At 61.5% G+C, this 18,349-nt stretch carries 13 protein-coding genes and 1 pseudogene; 5 read left to right on the forward strand and 9 right to left on the reverse strand.

Annotated features, from left to right (window positions below):
- The first annotated feature begins 31 nt into the window (after window positions 1-31).
- Window positions 32-1,459 carry an arginine-ornithine antiporter gene (gene arcD, locus CKW30_RS17920; protein WP_095181477.1) on the forward strand — a complete coding sequence of 476 codons (1,428 nt, stop codon included), beginning with the start codon at window positions 32-34 and terminating at the stop codon, window positions 1,457-1,459.
- Window positions 1,460-2,046: 587 nt separating this feature from the next.
- Here arcD and CKW30_RS17925 read toward each other — a convergent pair.
- From CKW30_RS17925 to gap, 9 genes and pseudogenes are all read right to left on the reverse strand, one after another.
- On the reverse strand, window positions 2,047-3,396 hold the full coding sequence (locus CKW30_RS17925) for a CoA transferase (RefSeq protein ID WP_095181478.1): 1,350 nt from the start codon (window positions 3,394-3,396) through the stop codon (window positions 2,047-2,049).
- 191 nt (window positions 3,397-3,587) lie between these two features.
- On the reverse strand, window positions 3,588-4,343 hold the full coding sequence (locus tag CKW30_RS27910) for a methyl-accepting chemotaxis protein (protein WP_371699605.1): 756 nt from the start codon (window positions 4,341-4,343) through the stop codon (window positions 3,588-3,590).
- 150 nt (window positions 4,344-4,493) lie between these two features.
- Window positions 4,494-5,789: pseudogene (locus CKW30_RS27915) on the reverse strand (chemotaxis protein); the annotation flags it as partial.
- A 105-nt stretch (window positions 5,790-5,894) separates the two neighbouring features.
- Window positions 5,895-6,305 carry a YbaN family protein gene (locus CKW30_RS17935; protein ID WP_056787946.1) on the reverse strand — a complete coding sequence of 137 codons (411 nt, stop codon included), beginning with the start codon at window positions 6,303-6,305 and terminating at the stop codon, window positions 5,895-5,897.
- A gap of 162 nt (window positions 6,306-6,467) precedes the next feature.
- Window positions 6,468-7,064, reverse strand: coding sequence for a biliverdin-producing heme oxygenase (locus CKW30_RS17940; protein WP_095181480.1), 597 nt, complete (start codon window positions 7,062-7,064; stop codon window positions 6,468-6,470).
- A gap of 109 nt (window positions 7,065-7,173) precedes the next feature.
- Entirely contained in the window at window positions 7,174-9,759 is a 2,586-nt protein-coding gene (locus CKW30_RS17945; RefSeq protein WP_095181481.1) for a TonB-dependent receptor, read from the reverse strand.
- A gap of 122 nt (window positions 9,760-9,881) precedes the next feature.
- A complete protein-coding gene (locus tag CKW30_RS17950) occupies window positions 9,882-10,847 on the reverse strand; it encodes a FecR domain-containing protein (RefSeq protein WP_095181482.1) in 966 nt (321 codons plus the stop codon).
- 101 nt (window positions 10,848-10,948) lie between these two features.
- Window positions 10,949-11,476 carry an RNA polymerase sigma factor gene (locus CKW30_RS17955; protein ID WP_095181483.1) on the reverse strand — a complete coding sequence of 176 codons (528 nt, stop codon included), beginning with the start codon at window positions 11,474-11,476 and terminating at the stop codon, window positions 10,949-10,951.
- Window positions 11,477-11,675: 199 nt separating this feature from the next.
- Complete coding sequence (gene gap, locus CKW30_RS17960; RefSeq protein WP_016773526.1) at window positions 11,676-12,677, reverse strand: type I glyceraldehyde-3-phosphate dehydrogenase; 1,002 nt, start codon at window positions 12,675-12,677, stop codon at window positions 11,676-11,678.
- A gap of 220 nt (window positions 12,678-12,897) precedes the next feature.
- Between gap and edd the strand changes: the two genes are divergently transcribed.
- The 4 genes from edd (at window position 12,898) to CKW30_RS17980 (ending at window position 18,051) form a co-directional block, all read left to right on the forward strand.
- Complete coding sequence (gene edd, locus CKW30_RS17965; protein WP_016773527.1) at window positions 12,898-14,724, forward strand: phosphogluconate dehydratase; 1,827 nt, start codon at window positions 12,898-12,900, stop codon at window positions 14,722-14,724.
- Window positions 14,721-15,680, forward strand: coding sequence for a glucokinase (locus tag CKW30_RS17970; RefSeq protein ID WP_056787957.1), 960 nt, complete (start codon window positions 14,721-14,723; stop codon window positions 15,678-15,680). The genes edd and CKW30_RS17970 overlap by 4 nt, the downstream gene beginning before the upstream one ends.
- Window positions 15,681-15,860: 180 nt before the next feature.
- Entirely contained in the window at window positions 15,861-16,592 is a 732-nt protein-coding gene (locus CKW30_RS17975; RefSeq protein WP_095181484.1) for a response regulator, read from the forward strand.
- Window positions 16,582-18,051: an ATP-binding protein gene (locus CKW30_RS17980; protein ID WP_016773530.1), complete on the forward strand. Its 1,470-nt coding sequence runs from the start codon at window positions 16,582-16,584 to the stop codon at window positions 18,049-18,051. The genes CKW30_RS17975 and CKW30_RS17980 overlap by 11 nt, the downstream gene beginning before the upstream one ends.
- The last annotated feature ends 298 nt before the right edge of the window (window positions 18,052-18,349 follow it).

The following is an 18,349-nucleotide window of genomic DNA, read 5'->3' on the forward strand; positions in this document are numbered from 1 at the left end:
AAACAACAACGGCTCTTTCAAGGAGATCTGCATGTCGCAACCGACGCAAAAGCTGCGCCTTGGTGCGTTGATCGCGCTGGTGGTGGGGTCGATGATCGGCGGGGGGATTTTCTCGTTGCCGCAAAACATGGCGGCGCGCGCCGATGCCGGGGCGATCCTGATCGGCTGGGGCATCACCGCAATCGGCATGCTGACGCTGGCCTTCGTCTTTCAGACCCTGGCCAATCGCAAACCGGAGCTGGACTCGGGCGTCTACGCCTACGCCAAGGCCGGGTTCGGCGACTACATGGGCTTTTCGTCGGCGTGGGGTTACTGGATCAGCGCCTGGCTGGGCAACGTCGGCTATTTTGTGTTGCTGTTCAGCACCCTCGGTTATTTCTTCCCGGTGTTCGGTCAGGGCAACACGCCGATCGCCATCGGCTGCGCTTCAGTGCTGTTGTGGGCGGTGCATTTTCTGGTGATGCGCGGGATCAAGGAGGCAGCGCTGATCAACCAGTTGACCACTGTGGCCAAGGTCGTGCCGTTGATCATGTTCATCGTCATCGCTGCCGTAGCATTCAAGGCTGACATCTTCACCCGTGACATCTGGGGCCGCAGCAACCCGAACTTCGGCGGGGTGATGGACCAGGTGCGCAACATGATGCTGGTCACCGTGTTCGTGTTCATCGGCATCGAAGGCGCCAGCGTCTATTCGGCTCGCGCAGAAAAACGCAGCGACGTCGGCCGTGCCACGGTCATCGGTTTTATCGGCGTGCTGGCGCTGCTGGTGCTGGTCAACGTGCTGTCGCTGGGGATCATGAGTCAACCGGAACTGGCCAATCTGCAAAACCCATCACTGGCAGCGGTGCTCGAGCACATCGTCGGGCCGTGGGGTGCGTTGCTGATCAGCATCGGACTGGCGATTTCGCTGTTGGGCGCGTTGTTGTCATGGGCCTTGCTGTGCGCGGAAATCCTCTTCGCCACGGCCAAAGACAAAACCATGCCGGCGTTCCTGAAGAAGGAAAACAAGAACCACGTGCCGGTCAACGCGCTGTGGCTGACCAATGTGATGATCCAGATTTTCCTGCTGATCACACTGTTCTCGGCGGGGACTTACACCAGTCTGATCTATCTGGCGTCGTCGATGATTCTGGTGCCGTATTTGTGGTCGGCGGCCTACGCGGTGCTGCTCAGCGGGCGCGGCGAAACCTACGAACACGCCTCGGCGGAACGTACCAAGGATCTGCTGATCGGCGGCATCGCCCTGGTTTACGCGGTGTGGCTGTTGTATGCCGGGGGAGTGAAATATCTGCTGCTGTCGGCGCTGCTGTATGCGCCGGGGGTGATCCTGTTTGCCAAGGCCAAGCGTGAACAGGAGCAACCGGTTTTCACTACGGTGGAAAAGGGGATTTTTGCTTGCGTGGTGATCGGGGCGGGGCTGGCGGCGTATGGGTTGTATAGCGGGGTGTTGTCGTTGTGATCTGAAAAGCAGCCCCTCACCCTAGCCCTCTCCCAGAGGGAGAGGGGACCGACCGAGGTGTCTGGCGCTATACATCGACCTGAGCGATCGAGTTGATTATGGATTCGACGAAAATCTTTCACGTCGGCGTAACTCTCCAATATCCCCCAATCAGTCCCCTCTCCCTCTGGGAGAGGGGACCGACCGAGGTGTCTGGCGCTATACATCGACCTGAGCGATCGAGTCGATTATGGATTCGACGAAAATCTTTCACGTCGGCGTAACTCTCCAATATCCCCCAATCAGTCCCCTCTCCCTCTGGGAGAGGGGACCGACCGAGGTGTCTGGCGCTATACATCGACCTGAGCGATCGAGTTGATTATGGATTCGACGAAAATCTTTCACGTCGGCGTAACTCTCCAATATCCCCCAATCAGTCCCCTCTCCCTCTGGGAGAGGGGACCGACCGAGGTGTCTGGCGCTATACATCGACCTAAGCGATCGAGTCGATTATGGATTCGACGAAAATCTTGCACGTCGGCGTAACTCTCCAATATCCCCCAATCAGTCCCCTCTCCCTCTGGGAGAGGGCTAGGGTGAGGGGCTTCTCATGGCCAACACGGAGGATGCGAGCCCAACTCCGTCGCCGGCCAATTCCACCGCACCGCCGTCCCGCTGATCTGCAGCGGCACGCGCAACCTCCGCGCCGGCCCCCACGCGGTGTGTTCAATCGCCGGATCCTGATCCAGCGCGTCTTCGGCCCGCAGCGGATCAAGCATCCCCGGCCCATGCTCGACCAACAGTTTCGCCGTCCGCGCCAGCGACAACCGCGCCGAACCCCCGCGACCGCTGGCCAGTCGTTCAGTCAGCAGCCTTATTGCACTCGCCGCCATCAGATACCCGGTCGCATGATCCAGTGCCTGCACCGGCAGTGGCGTCGGTTTATCGCTGTGCTTCCAGCGCTGTCCGGCCTCGGCGATGCCGCTGCTCATCTGCACCAGGCTGTCGAAGCCCCGGCGGTTCTGCCAGGGGCCGCTCCAGCCGTAGGCATTGAGGCAGACGTCGATCAGCCCCGGTGCCAGTTGCCTTCGGCGTTCAATACCAAACCCCAGATGTTCCAGCGCATCGGCGCGATAGCCGTGGAGCAAGATGTCGGCGTCTTGCAATAAACCTTCGAACACTGCGCGATCCGCTGGCACTTGCAGATCCAGCCGCGCACAGCGCTTGCCGACAGTCATTTCCGGAACGACGCCGGGTTCGTTCCAGCTCGGTGGATCGATGCGCAGCACGTTTGCGCCGAGCCCGGCGAGAAAGCGGCTGGCGCTGGGACCGGCGAGCACGCGGGTCAGGTCGAGCACCTTGATCCCGGCCAGAGGTCGTGCGAGCGAGCCTTGCCATGGGCTGCGGTTCTCGTCCGTCTGCTCGCTGAATTGCACCAGCGCTTCGGCATTCACCGCCAGCCCCTGCGGATGCTGCTGCCACTGCGCCCAACTGCGCATCTCGGCGGCGCAGCCGTTGGCGTCGACCACTGCTTGTTCCAGATCCGCACTGTCCCATTGCGCGACTTTTGCCGCCATTGCGGCGCGGTCGGCGCAGGCACCGAGCACGCGTTCAGCGGCGGCGCGGTGATGCGGAGCGTTGGTGTGCAGACGGATCCAGCCGTCCCGGGTCGCATAGTCGCCGGCGATCGCGTCCCATAACGGCGGTACCTGCCAGCCGATCGGGCGAAGCGAGGTGGAGAACCAGAACGAGGCCAGGCGCCGGTCGACTGCAACCGCAGGCAAGTGCCCGGTTTGCTGGTGAAGCAATTCGCTGAGCGCTTGCCCGGCAACGGCGATGCTGGCGCAGGCCAGTTCAGTGACTGCGAACGCCGAGGGCAACGCGCCTTCACCGTTGAAGGGGATGGGCGTGCGAGGCAGGCCGAGTGCGGTTTGGATGGACGTGAGCAGATCAGTCATCGAAGGCCCTCCGGAACGAGAGGGCGATGATAGTGCAAAAGAATCGCGGTTTAGATGAAACCAGGATGTGAACCCGTTTCCCCAGTGGGAGCGAGCCTGCTCGCGAAGGCGTCGTGTCAGTCAACACGGATGTTGGATATGACGACCGCTTCGCGAGCAGGCTCGCTCCCACAGGGATTTATGCTGGGCCGTTACACGCGGAACTGATCCATCAATTTCATCTGCTGGCTCGCCAGGCTGTTGAGCTGGCTGCTGATCGCTGCCGATTCGGTGGCCTGCTCGGTCAGGGTTTCGGTCACGGTGCGAATCGCCGAGACGTTGCGGTTGACCTCTTCGGCCACGGCGCTTTGCTCTTCGGCGGCACTGGCGATCTGCAGGTTCATGTCGCTGATCACCGTCACCGCGTCGCTGATCTTGCCCAGCGCATCAACGGCCTGACGAATCTGCCCGGCGTTGTTGTGCGCCTGGGTCTGGCTCGAGTGCATGGTGGCGACCACGCCACGGGTACCGGTCTGGATGCGCTCAATGACGATGCGGATTTCTTCCACCGAATCCTGCGTGCGCTTGGCCAGGTTGCGCACCTCATCGGCGACCACGGCAAAACCGCGACCGCTTTCGCCGGCCCGGGCGGCTTCGATAGCAGCGTTGAGGGCCAGCAGATTGGTCTGTTCGGCGATGCTGCGAATCACTTCCAGCACCGAGCCGATCTGCTCGCTGTTCACTGCCAGCGCTTCGACCTCGGTAACTGCTTTGCTCACCTCATCGGCCAGTTGATTGATGTCGCGGGTGCTGCGCTCGATGATCGCCATACCGTCCTTCGCCGACTGATCGGCACCCTTGGCCGCATTGGCCGCGTTCGAGGCACTGTTGGCGACGTCGTGGGCGGTGGCGCTCATTTCGTTGGACGCGGTGGCGACCTGATCGATTTCGCGGAACTGCACCTGCATGCCTTCGCTGGTCTGGCGGGCAATTTCCGACGACTGATCGGCCGTGCCGCGCGCTTCGGTGATGCTCTGTTTGATCTGCGCGATGGTCGGTTGCAGCTTGTCGAGGAAGCGGTTGAACCAGTTCACCAGTTCGCCCAGTTCATCTTTCTTGCTGTAGTTCAGGCGCTGGGTCAGATCGCCTTCGCCGCTGGCGATGTTCTTCAGCATCTCAGCAACGCTGTTGATCGGACGGGTGACGCCGGAGGCGGTGAGCCAGATCAGCAGCAGGCCGACCAGACCGGCCACGCCCGCCACCAGCAGGGCAGTGATGACGCCGGTTTGTTGCGCGTCATCCAGCACCGCTTGAAGTTTCACCGAGTCGGCCAGCAGCACGTGCTCGGGCAGGTCGATGACCACGCCCCAGGCGCGCGAATTGCCGATCGGGTCGACCGGGTAAACCGCGCGAATCAGCTCGCCCTGTTGGAGAATTTTCGCCGTACCGCTGCCGACCAGTTGCAATACATCCTTGCCATCGGCGCCGAGGGTGTCGCCGATTTTTTTGCCGACCCGCGTCGCGTCAGCACTGTCGGCCGCCAGCACACCGCTGCCGGAGACGATCAGCATATGCCCGGCGTTGTTGAACAGGCTGCGCTGCGAGTCGACAGCGGCGGCTTGCAGGGCGTCGAGCGCGATGTCGACACCGACCACACCGATCGCTTTGCCGTCGACCATCACTGGCACGGAAATGGTCGTCATGAGCATTTCCTTGCCACCGACGGTGTCGGCATACGGGTCGAGCAGGCAGGTGCGCTTGTTGTCGCGAGGGCAGGTGTACCAACTGTTGTACGGCGTGCCGCTGACGCTGAGGGTGGTCTTGGTCAGGTCGTCCTCGACCATGATCGTATTCAGCGCGGCGCCGGCGGCACGGCTCCAGTACGAGGCGAAGCGCCCGGCTTCGTTGGACTGCCGCGCGGCATCGTTGGCGAATTCGCTGTCCTTGCCGTCGAGGCCGTTGGGTTCGAAGGCCAGCCAGATGCCGAGGACTTTATCGTTGCGCTCGAAGGCGGTTTTCAGGCTCTGGTTCAACTCTTCACGAACAGCGCCGGCTTCGAGCGAACGCTTGGCCGCCATCGTCCGCAGATCCTTGATCTGGTCGGCGAGGGCGGTAACCACCAGCAGGCTTTCACCAAAGGTTTTCTGCACCCGCACCGCTTGCTCGGCGGCCTTGGCCTGCAGCAGGTTCTGCACGCTGGCGGTCAGTAACTGGTTGCTGGATTGACTGACCAGCGCGTCGTTCTGGTTGGTCTGGTAGATGTTCATGCTGACGATCAGCACCACCACTCCGAGCAGGCACAGGCCGGAGAGCAGGACGATTTTCAGGCGAATGGAAAGAGAGTCGAACATGGGGCGATCTCGCGAATGGAATAAACAGGTGGCTGGGCCTGAAGCCCGGTTTGCCAAATCCATTCAGCGCCATTCAATCCTCATCGGCGTTAAGCGAAACGGCATGAGGCGCTTGCCGACGGACGGTCGCCGCTAAACGTTTGCGCAGGGGAAAGTGCTGAAAAGGCTTTAATTACAGGGATGTTTCACTACAGCGATGGGCGTCTCCGGGCGCGACCAGATCCACAGGTTGCCCAGGCCCATGCCGGCAATCGCCAGATAGATCGGCCAGCCGTGATCGAGCATCACCAGCATCAAAGTGGCGCACAGCAGCATGCTGAGGGTGGCACTGACTTTGGCCTTGCGCGCGATGATCCTGCCGTTGCGCCAGTTACTGAGGATCGGCCCGAACAGGCGATGATTTTCCAGCCACGCACTCAGGCGCGGCGAACTGCGGGTCGCGGCCCACGCGGCTAAAAGGATGAACTCGGTGGTCGGCAGACCGGGCACGACGATGGCGACAAGGCCAATGCCGAGGCTGACATAGGCCAGCAGGCCGAACAGCAGACGGGCGAGTTTTGATGGGGCGGGTGCGGGCATGGGCTCAGCGGCGGCTTCTGAAGCGGAACGGGGATCTTACAGATTTGTGGTGAGCTCTGTGGGAGCGAGCCTGCTCGCGAAAGCGGTTGATCAGGCACATTGATGTTGAATGTGCTGCCGTCTTCGCGAGCAGGCTCGCTCCCACAAGTGATAAGAGTTGCTTCAGGCCACTTCGGCTTCTATGGCATAAGCCCGTTCCAGCAGCACGGTGAAGCGGTTGAATGCATCCAGCGCACCTTGCTCAACTTCCGCCTCTTCCTCTGCCGTGAACGGCAACGCATCGAGGGTGCGTACGAAGCTTTTCCAGCCCTCGGCGCGGCCACCTTGCGGTTCAGCCAAATGCCGGGCGCCAAAGGTTTCGCTCAGTTCCAGTGCCACCGCACGCTTGATCAAAAACGCCGCGCCGAGCTTGGAACCCTCCGACACGAAGATCCAGCCCAGCGCCCGTGCCTTGCTCGGGTTTTTCAGCGCGCCGGCCACCGGGGCCGGGACTTCGGTGTCGAGGTCGGCGAGGTCAGCCTTGGCCGCTTCGGCGCGGCAACGGGCCGGTAGATCCGGGACGATCGCGGTCAGTTCGGCATCGTTGTACAGCTCGACCAGTTCCGCCTGGAACAGGTACTGCGCGACGACGAAACGGGCGAAGCTGGCGCGGGTTTCGAATGGTGCGTGGGCTTTGACCAGCGCATCGAGTTTGCTGTGCGGCTCGTGGGTTATCTGGTTCAGGCGTTGCGAACGCAGGGCTTTTTCCGGGGTAGTCATGGGGTGTCCTTGATAAATGAGGCGCTTGATAACAAGACGTACGGGCGGGCGCCGGACAGTAAAAAAACCTCACTGCGCGGCGAGAACTCGCGCAGTGAGGCCGGGCGGATCAGATGTCCCAGATCAGGTTGATCGCGAAGTTGCGTCCCGGTTGGGTCAGCCGATCGAGGTTGGCCGGTTGCGTCACCGAGGCTTCGCCGACGCTGTCGTAACCGCGCACGTCATCCCACAGCCAGTACTTCTTGTCGGTCAGGTTGTAGACGCCGCCGCTGACGGTGACGTCGTCGGTCACCTTGTAATAGCCGGCCAGATCGAGAATGCCGAAGCCCGGGGTCTTGAACTGACTGCTGACGCCGTCCGGCGACTTGAAGTTGCTGTCGTCGACGCGGTCCTTTTTCTTCACCACGGTCCAGCTCAGCAGGCCGCCATAGGTGTCCTGGTCGTAACCGAGACCGAACACGCCGGTGAGCGGATTGACGCTGTTGATCGGCTCGCCGCTGTCGTTGTTGCGACCGTAGGCGTAGGCGATCGAGCCTTGGGTATACAGGCCTAGCGGCGCGCCGAACGCATCCAGGTTCAAGCGACCTTTGACTTCCGCACCCTTGATGGTGGCGCGCTTGATGTTGTTGCTCTGGAAGGTCAACTGATCGTCGCCCGGCTTGACCGCGTCCTCGTTGATGAAGTCGCGGTACTTGTTATAGAACACCGCGACGTCGAACGAGCCCTGCTCGAAATTCCCGCGCAGGCCGGTTTCGAAGCCTTTGCTCTTTTCCGGCTCGAGGTCGGAGTTGGGCGCTACGGTGTAGCCGGTCGTGTTGTTCTCGAAACGCCCGTACAGCGATTTTGCCGTGGGCGTGCGGAAGCCTTCGGCGTACTGGCCGTACCAGGTGTAGTTGTCCGTCAGTGCATAGGTCAGGCCGAATTTCGGCGACACCTTGTGCCAGGTCTTGTTCTTGTCGCTGACCGTGCCCTGGCCGTCGGCGTTCACGGTGTTGAGGAACTCTTCAGTGATGTGCGGCTTGAGCTGGGTGTAGTCGTAGCGCAGGCCCGGCAGGAAGGTCCAGTCGTTCCAGCTGATCTGATCCTGAGCAAACAGGCTGTAGGTGTTGATGGTCGGATCGGGGAAATCAGTGGCCTTGGCCAGCACATCTGCCGGACTCGTCGCGCCAATCGCCGTGCAGCCGCGACCGACGGCCACACACGTGCCGTCGCCGCTGCGCGAGCCGGTGACTTTCTGCTGTTTGATCGTGGTGCCGTAAGTCAGCAGGTGATCGGTGTCACCGATGGCGAAAGCCTTGTCCAGTTGCGCGTCGAACACCCACTGTTTTTCTTCGTAGAGCGTGTCGCGGGTACGCTGCACTTTACGGGTGATCGGGTAGTACAACTCTTCGGTGCTCTGGTCGGTCTTGGCGATCTGGTGATTGAGGCTCCACTTGGCGTTATCGGCCAGCAGGCTGTCGAGGGCGAACGCGTGTTCGATGCCGAAACGCTCGCGGGTGATGGTGTCGTTACCGGTGCGCCACTGGTACATGCCGCCGGGCAGGACGCTGCTCGGAATGGTCGGCGCGCCATTGAAGTACGGGCCGCCGTAGGCACTTTTCTGATCGGTGTCGCGATCGTCCTTGTACTTTTCGTAGGTCAGGCCCAGGCGCGAATCGTCGTTGTAGTTCCAGCCGAGCTTGGCCAGGACGTTGGTTGCGCGCACGTCTTCCGGGTTGGCGGCGGTGCGCGCAAGGCCGGTGCCATTGTTGCCGCCGAACGATTCGCTTTCGTGACCGTCGCGCTGGCTGTAATGCAGCAAGCCGTCGAACTCACCGCTGCGGCCAGCGACGGTGGCGGATTTCAGCCAGCTGTCGTCGGCGGAGCTGTAACCGCTTTTCAGACGCGCGCCGACGTCCTTGCCCGGTTTGATGATGTCGTCGGCGTCCAGCGTGTAGTAGCTGACCGCGCCGCCGATAGCGTTGCTGCCGTACAGCACCGAGGCCGGGCCACGCAGAATTTCCACGCGTTTGACGATTTCCGGGTCGACGTAGTTGCGCTGGCTTTTGGCGTAGGGGCCGTTGAAGAAGCCGTTGGGGATTTCCACGCCATCGACTTGAGTCAGGATGCGGTCGCCGTCGATACCGCGAATGTTGTAGCCACTGATGCCGCCGCGCTGACCGGCACCGCCAACGGAAACGCCCGGTTCGTAGCGCACCAGATCCTTGATGGTGTTGACGTTGTTGCGGTCAAGCGCTTGGCGCTCCTGCACGCTGACGGTCGAGGGCACGCTGTTGACCGACTGTTCCTGGCGAGTGGCGCTGATGGTCACCTGATCGAGATTGAGCGTGCCGCTGCTGTTGCGTTTTTCCAGCACGACATTGTTGTTGCTCAGCTTGCGAAAGCTCAGGTTGGTCCCCACCAACAGGCGCTCGAGGGCTTTCTCCGGCGGCAGCGAACCGCGCACGCCCGGCGACGAAACGTTCTGCCCCAACTCTGCCGGCAAGCCGACCTGCCAACCGGTCACGGCGGTGAAGGCATTCAGTGCCGAAACCAGTGGTTGCTGGCCGATGGCGAACGCGTAATCGCCCATGTTGCGCGTCGGTTGCTCGGTGGCCGCCAGCAGCGGTGCGGTGCCAGCCATCAGGATGGCCGCAGTCAGCAGCGACAGTACGCGGGAAGGGGAAGCAGTCTGGCGGGTAAGGCGTGAGGACATCGATAGCGCTCCGTGTCGCACGAATCTTTATAGGTGCTGATCGGCATGGTTAGATGCGAATCAATTGCATTGGCTATAACGAGACGTACTGTCGCTGGCTATCGAGTAAAAATAATTCTCATTCAGTTAAGGATCACCAGCGCCGGGAATTCCTGCAGGCGCGCCGAGGTGATGTGGGCGAGGGAGCGGACCACGTCGAGCGGCTGGTCGAGACGGTAATTGCCGGTGACGGCGACGTCGGCCAGTTGCTCGTTGTTGTTGATGATCCAGCCCGGGTAGTAGCGGCGCAGCTCGGCCAGCACCTGATTCAGCGGGCAGTTCTCGAACACCAGGCGGCCTTCAACCCAGGCCAGATCGGCATTGGCGTCGAGCTTGGCCGGGCGATCAAAACCGTTGGGGCCGATGCGAATGCTCTCCCCGGCGCGCAGGCGCACCCTGGCATCGTTGTGGGTGGCGCGCAGATCGACATCGCCACGCTGCACATTCACTTGCGCGACCCCGTCGAGGTAGCGCACGGAGAATGCGGTGTCGTGGACGCTGGCCGTTACCGGACCTGCGTCGATCTCCAGCGGCTGATTGCGCCCGCTGGCGATCTCGAAAAACGCCTCGCCCTGAAACAGTCGGGCCACGCGCTGTTGATCGTTGATGGTGCTGGAAAACGCCGAATTGGTATTGAGCAGGACCTTCGAACCGTCCTCCAGTTGCAGCCGCTGACGCTCGCCAACCACGGTGAGGTGATCCGCTTGAATGCGCATCGGCAAATTACTGAAACTGAACAGCCCGAGGATCAGCACCGCAGCGGTGGCCAGCGGTTTCCAGTGCGGGCGCAAGCGTTTGAGGAAGGTGATTTTTACCGGCTTTGTCGCCAGAGCCTCGGCGCACAGTGCGACTTGCGGGCCGTCCCAGATGGCCTGGGCCTTGGCGAACGCCTCGGCATTCAACGAATCAGCCGCCAGCCAGGCATGAAATTGCCGGGTCTGTTCCTCATCCGGGCTGCCGAGCACGATGAGCCAGTCCAGCGCCTGGTCCATTGCAGCTGCAGCGTCCCGCGCCGAATCGGGCGAAGGCGAGCGGTGGGTGTCCGTCACGGTGGTTCCTCAGGGCTTCTGGCGAAGCAGTTTCTAGCTTCAAGCTGCAAGCTGCAAGCCGGATGCGTTACCGCTTTTTGTTTTTACTTGTAGCTTGCAGCTCAAAGCTTGCCGCTGCCGTTATGTCGTTCGGCAACACCGATGCAGATCGACATGATCAGTTTCAGTTCTTTCTGCACGGTGCTCAGCGAAACATTAAGTTCATCAGCGATTTCCTGATAACTGTGCCCGTGCAGGCGGCTGAGGATGAAGATCTGTTGCTGGCGCGGGCTGAGTTGGCTGAGGCTCACGTTCAAACGCTCCAGCAGTTGTTCGGCATGGGCGGCGTCTTCGGCGCTGCTGGCGGGCGCGGCGATGCTCTGCACCACGTCCTGAGGTACGTCATCGACCATGGTCCGCGCATGAATCTTGCGCGCACGCAAATGATCCAGTGCCAGATTGCGCGCGGTCTGGAAGACAAAGGGTTCAAGGTGATCGATGGCCCGTTCGCTCAACGCCCGGGTCACGCGCAGGTAGGTCTCCTGCAACAGGTCTTCAGCGGTGCTGTGATTGTTGACCATCCGTTCCAGCGTGCGCAGCAGGGAAGTGCGCTGGGCGAGGAAGACGTGGTTGAAGCGCGATTGACTCACGGGAGGACCTGATCCATTTCGAGCGAATGATAATGCTTATCATCCAGCTAAATGGTCAAGCGCTGATTTCAAATTGAAATCGGATCTCCTGTGGGAGCGAGCCTGCTCGCGAAGGCGTTGTGTCAGTCAGCTCCATATTGACTGACAGATAGCTTTCGCGAGCAGGCTCGCTCCCACAGGGATTGGGGACCGGCCGGGATTATTCGGCGTTACACAACGCCAGGCAGTTATCCAGCATGCGGTTGGAGAAGCCCCATTCGTTGTCGTACCAGGCCAGCACTTTCAGCAACTTGCCGCTGACTTTGGTGTGGTTGGCGTCGAAGATCGACGACAGCGGGTTGTGGTTGAAGTCGCTGGAAACCAGCGGCAAGGTGTTGTAACCGAGAATCTTCGAGTGCTGGCTGGCCGCTTTTAGCAGGGCGTTGACTTCGTCGGCACTGGCTTCTTTCTTCAGTTGCACGGTGAGGTCGACCAGCGACACATTGATCACCGGTACGCGCACAGCCATGCCGGTCAATTTGCCCGCCAGTTCCGGCAGCACCAGGCCTACCGCTTCGGCTGCGCCGGTCTTGCTCGGGATCATGTTCTGCGTGGCGGAACGGGCGCGGTACGGGTCGCTGTGATAGACGTCGGTGAGGTTCTGGTCGTTGGTGTAGGCGTGGATGGTGGTCATCAGGCCGCTTTCGATCCCCAGCTCGCGATGCAGCACCTGCGCCACTGGCGCCAGGCAGTTGGTGGTGCACGAAGCGTTGGAAATGATCTGGTGCGACTGACGCAGAATGTCGTGGTTGACGCCATAAACGACGGTGGCGTCGGCGCCTTTGGCCGGGGCAGAAATGATCACCTTGCGGGCGCCGGCGCTGATATGCGCGGCGGCTTTGGCACGGTCGGTGAACAGACCGGTGCATTCGAACACTACGTCGATTTTTTCTGCGGCCCACGGCAGGTCGGCCGGGTTGCGAATGGCGCTGACCGCGATGCGGTCGCCATTGACCGTCAGGCTCTCGTTATCGTGCGCCACTTCGGCGTCGAAAGTGCCGTGAACGGTGTCGTATTTGAGCAGATGGGCATTGATCGAACTGTCACCCAGATCGTTGATCGCGACGATCTGCAGGTCTTGACGATAGCCTTGGGTATACAGTGCGCGCAGGACATTACGGCCGATGCGGCCAAAACCATTGATTGCGATTCGAAGAGTCATGGAACAGCGCCGCCGTCGTTTTGTTGTTGGAATTACAAGATTATTCGCATAAAAATAGAAAACAAGCCTTTTTAGTGGCAATATTTTGTTTTATCTACAACGAGTGACCTGAATCAACTGGTCCGAATGGTCAAAAAAGCCGTCTGTCATTCCAACAACAACGGCGTTTGATCAGCATAGACAATCAGGTCGCCACATCCGTTAGCCTGGAGTTCTACACATGCATCCCCGCGTTCTTGAGGTCACCGAACGGCTTATCGCCCGCAGCCGCGCCACGCGTCAGGCTTACCTTGCATTGATTCGCGGCGCCGCCACCGACGGCCCGATGCGCGGCAAGCTGCAATGCGCCAACTTCGCCCACGGCGTGGCCGGTTGCGGCACTGAAGACAAGCACAGCCTGCGGATGATGAACTCGGCGAACATCGCCATTGTGTCTTCGTATAACGACATGCTTTCGGCGCACCAGCCGTACGAAGTTTTCCCCCAACAAATCAAGAACGCCCTGCGCGAGATCGGCTCGGTCGGCCAGTTCGCCGGCGGCACTCCGGCGATGTGCGATGGCGTGACCCAGGGTGAGCCGGGCATGGAACTGAGCCTGCCGAGCCGCGAAGTGATCGCCATGTCCACGGCGGTGGCGCTGTCGCACAACATGTTCGATGGCGCGCTGATGCTCGGCATCTGCGACAAGATCGTTCCGGGCCTGATGATGGGTTCGCTGCGTTTCGGTCATCTGCCGACCATTTTCGTACCGGGCGGGCCGATGGTGTCGGGGATTTCCAACAAGGAAAAAGCCGACGTCCGCCAGAAGTACGCCGAAGGCAAGGCGACCCGCGAAGAGCTGCTGGAATCGGAGATGAAGTCCTACCACAGCCCGGGCACCTGCACCTTCTACGGCACCGCCAACACCAACCAGTTGCTGATGGAAGTCATGGGCCTGCACTTGCCGGGCGCGTCTTTCGTCAACCCGAACACGCCGCTGCGCGACGCGCTCACCCGCGAAGCCGCGCATCAGGTCACGCGCCTGACCAAGCAGAACGGCAACTTCATGCCGATCGGCGAAATCGTCGACGAAAAGGCGCTGGTCAACTCCATCGTTGCCCTGCACGCCACCGGCGGCTCGACCAACCACACTCTGCACATGCCGGCCATCGCCATGGCCGCTGGCATTCAACTGACCTGGCAGGACATGGCCGACCTTTCCGAAGTCGTCCCGACCCTGAGCCACGTCTATCCGAACGGCAAAGCCGACATCAACCACTTCCAGGCAGCGGGCGGCATGTCGTTCCTGATTCGCGAACTGCTCGGCGCCGGCCTGCTGCATGAAGACGTCAACACCGTGCTCGGCCATGGCCTGAGCCAGTACACCAAAGAGCCGTTCCTTGATAACGGTGAGTTGGTCTGGCGTGAAGGCCCGACCGACAGCCTCGACGAAAACATTCTGCGTCCGGTGTCCCGTGCGTTCTCGCAAGAAGGCGGACTGCGGGTGATGGAAGGCAACCTCGGTCGCGGCGTGATGAAGGTTTCCGCCGTTGCGCTGGAGAACCAGATCGTCGAAGCACCGGCGATGGTCTTCCAGGATCAACAAGACCTGGCGGACGCATTCAAGGCCGGTCTGCTGGAGAAGGATTTTGTCGCCGTGATGCGCTTCCAAGGGCCGCGCTCCAACGGCATGCCGGAGCTGCACAAGATGACGCCGTTCCTCGGCGTACTGCAGGATCGCGGCTTCAAAGTCGCGCTGGTGACTGACGGGCGCATGTCCGGCGCGTCGGGGAAAATCCCCGCAGCGATTCACGTCAGCCCGGAAGCTTATGTCGGTGGCGCTTTGGCGCGCGTGCAAGAGGGCGATATCATCCGCGTCGATGGCGTCAAAGGCACCTTGGAACTGAAGGTCGACGCCGCCGAATTTGCAGCGCGCGAACCTGCCAAGGGCCTGTTGGGCAACAACATTGGCAGCGGCCGCGAGCTGTTTGGCTTCATGCGCATGGCCTTCAGCTCGGCGGAGCAGGGCGCCAGCGCCTTCACTTCTGCCCTGGAGACGCTTAATTGAAACTGGCTTTGGTCGGCGACATCGGAGGCACCAACGCGCGGTTCGCGTTGTGGCAAAACCAGCAACTGCAATCGGTTCAGGTGCTGGCCACGGCCGACTTCGCCAGCCCGGAAGAGGCAATCGCTCTGTACCTGAGCGGGCTCGGCCTGGCGCCGGGTTCGATCGGTTCAGTGTGCCTGTCGGTGGCAGGTCCGGTGAGTGGCGATGAATTCAAGTTCACCAACAACCACTGGCGGCTCAGCCGCAGCGCGTTTTGCAAGACCTTGCAGGTCGAGCAGTTGTTGCTGACCAACGACTTCTCGGCGATGGCGCTGGGCATGACCCGCTTGCAGCCGGGCGAATTCCGCGTGGTCTGCGAAGGCACGCCGGAGCCGTTGCGCCCGGCGGTGGTGATCGGCCCCGGCACTGGCCTGGGTGTCGGCACCTTGCTCGATCTCGGCGAAGGGCGCTTTGCCGCGTTGCCGGGCGAGGGCGGCCACGTCGACCTGCCGCTGAGCAGTCCACGCGAAACGCAACTGTGGCAACACATCTACAACGAGATCGGCCATGTCAGCGCGGAAACCGCGTTGAGCGGCGGCGGCCTGCCTCGGCTGTACCGGGCGATCTGCGCGGTGGATGGTCATGAGCCTACGCTTGAAACGCCGGAAGCGATCACCGCCGCTGGCCTTGCCGGTGACCCGATCGCTTTGGAAGTGCTCGAGCAGTTCTGCTGCTGGCTCGGCCGCGTCGCCGGCAACAACGTGCTTACCACTGGCGCGCGCGGCGGGGTGTTTATCGTTGGCGGGGTGATTCCCCGCTTCGCCGATTTCTTCCTCGCCAGCGGCTTCGCCCGCTGCTTCGCCGACAAAGGCTGCATGAGCGATTACTTCAAAGGCATCCCGGTGTGGCTGGTGACGGCGCCGTACTCCGGCCTCGTTGGTGCCGGTGTGGCGCTGGATCAATCAATCCCGACCTGAAATGCAATCCAATTGTGGGAGCGAGCCTGCTCGCGAAAGCGGTGTGTCAGTCAACAGATCTGTTGAATGTTAAAACCGATTCGCGAGCAGGCTCGCTCCCACAAGGGTTTCTGTAGTGTCTGTTAGTTTGATGCTTAAGGCATAATCCGCCCCAACTCCAACAACAAGGATGCCTTCGAAGTGAGCTCAGTCAACAAGTCGATATTGTTGGTCGATGACGACCAGGAAATACGCGAGTTGCTGGAAACCTACCTGACCCGCGCCGGGTTCCAGGTGCGGGCCACCGCCGATGGTGCCGGTTTTCGTCAGGCGCTCAACGAGGCGCCGAGCGATCTGGTGATCCTCGATGTCAGGCTGCCCGACGAAGACGGCTTCAGCCTGTGCCGTTGGGTACGCCAGCACCCGCGTCAGGCACAGGTGCCAATCATCATGCTGACCGCCAGTTCCGACGAAGCCGACCGGGTGATCGGTCTGGAACTCGGCGCCGACGACTACCTCGGCAAACCGTTCAGCCCGCGCGAACTGCAAGCGCGGATCAAGGCCCTGCTGCGTCGCGCGCAATTCGCCCACGAACGCAGCGGCAGCGAAGTGCTGGTCTTCGACGACTGGCGCCTGGACACGGTCAGTCATCGGCTGTTCCACACCGACGGCGAGGAAGTGATTCTTTCCGGCGCCGATTTCGCCCTGCTGAAACTGTTCCTCGATCATCCGCAGCAAATCCTCGACCGCGACACCATCGGCAACGCCACCCGTGGCCGCGATCTGATGCCGCTCGATCGCATCGTCGACATGGCCGTCAGCCGTTTGCGCCAACGCCTGCGCGACACCGAAAAACCGCCACGCTTGATTCGCACCGTGCGTGGCAGCGGTTATCAGTTGGCAGCCAATGTGGTTGCCGGCAATGCTCACTGAGTCGCTACGCAAATTTGCCAACCGCATACCGGTGCCGCGCTCACTGCTCGGGCGGATGCTGCTGCTGACCCTGCTGGCGGTGCTCTTCGCGCAAACGCTGTCGAGCGTGATCTGGGTGTCGCAACTGCGCGCCACCCAGCTCGAAGGCTTGGTCACCAGCGCCCGTAGCCTGGCGCATTCGATGACCGCCAGCGTCAGCTATTTCCGTTCCCTGCCGGTGGCCTATCGACCGCTGGTGCTCGACCAGTTGCGCAGCATGGGCGGTACCCGGTTTGTCGTGACCCTCAACGATAAGCCGCTGGGCATGGACGTGCTGCCGGTGACGCCGCGCAAGGCTGCGGTGATGCAAGCGGTGGACGAAGTGCTGCGCCAGTCTCTGGGCCATGACACGGATATTTCGGTGACCTTCGTCAGCCCTGAAGACCTGCGGATTTTCAACGCCGGGCTGAAACTTGATGAATTGCCGCGCTCCTGGGCGCATTACGCCCTGACCCTGGAGCCGGTGAATCCGCCGGTACTGGTCACGCAGATTCAAATGGCCCCGGGCGAATGGCTGTACATCGCCTCATTGCTGCCCGAGCCGTACACCAGTCTCGAAGAACAAGGCCTGCCGGCGCAGCAGGTGTGGTTTATCGTCCTCACCAGCGGCTTTCTGTTGTTGTTCATCGGCCTGCTGGTGCACTGGCAGAGCCGGCCGCTCAAGCGTCTGGCGCGGGCGGCGCGGGATCTGTCGCTGGGCGCCGACGTCGAGCCGGTGGCGGAGGGCGGTGGCAGTGAAGTGGTCGAAGTCGGCCGCGCGTTCAACACCATGCGCGAACGCATCAGCCGCTACCTGACCGAGCGCAGCCAGTTGTTCAGCGCGATTTCCCACGACCTGCGCACGCCGATCACCCGCCTGCGCTTGCGCGTCGAGCTGCTCGAAGACGAACAGCTGCAAGCCAAGTTCGGCCGCGATCTGGATGAGCTGGAGCTGCTGGTCAAAGGCGCGTTGCAATGCGTGAAAGACACCGACATCCACGAGAACATCGAGCCGGTGGATCTCAACCATGTCCTAGATTGCCTGGTCGAGCCGTATCTGGCGCCGAACGGCAATGGCCGCGTCACCCAGCATGGCCGCGCGCTCTCGGCGTATCCGGGCAAACCGCTGGCGCTCAAGCGCTGCATCGGCAACCTGATCGACAACGCCTTGAAGTACGGGCAGAACGCGCATCTGCACATCGATGACGATGACAGCGCCTTCGTTTTGCACGTCGACGATGAAGGGCCGGGTGTGCCGCAGCAACGGTTGGAGCAAGTGTTCGAACCGCACTTCCGTTTGGCGGGACAGCAGCAGGGCTACGGACTCGGTCTGGGCATTGCGCGCAACATCGCCCATAGCCACGGCGGCGAGGTGACGTTGCAGAACCTGCGTGAGGGTGGGTTGCGGGTGACGTTGCAGTTGCCTCGGTCTGTGGATTAGCCCCGAAAAGCCCCTCACCCTAGCCCTCTCCCAGAGGGAGAGGGGACCGATTGGGGGATGCTGCTGAGGTGCGCTGACCTGTAAATGCGGTGGTGAATCCATAATCGCCAATATTTTTCAGGTCGACGGAGGACGCAAGACACCTCGGTCGGCCCCCTCTCCCTCCGGGAGAGGGTTGGGGTGAGGGTGCTTTTGCTCTTCTCTTTTGTCACGAGCCAGTGACAAACCCCGTCCCCTTCGTTACAAGCCCGCCCCGGCCCGTTGTTTAGACTGCCCGCAGTCCTAACAACAAAAAAGG

The organism is Pseudomonas sp. Irchel 3F6 (genome assembly GCF_900187595.1).
In the GTDB taxonomy this organism is placed as follows: domain Bacteria; phylum Pseudomonadota; class Gammaproteobacteria; order Pseudomonadales; family Pseudomonadaceae; genus Aquipseudomonas; species Aquipseudomonas siliginis.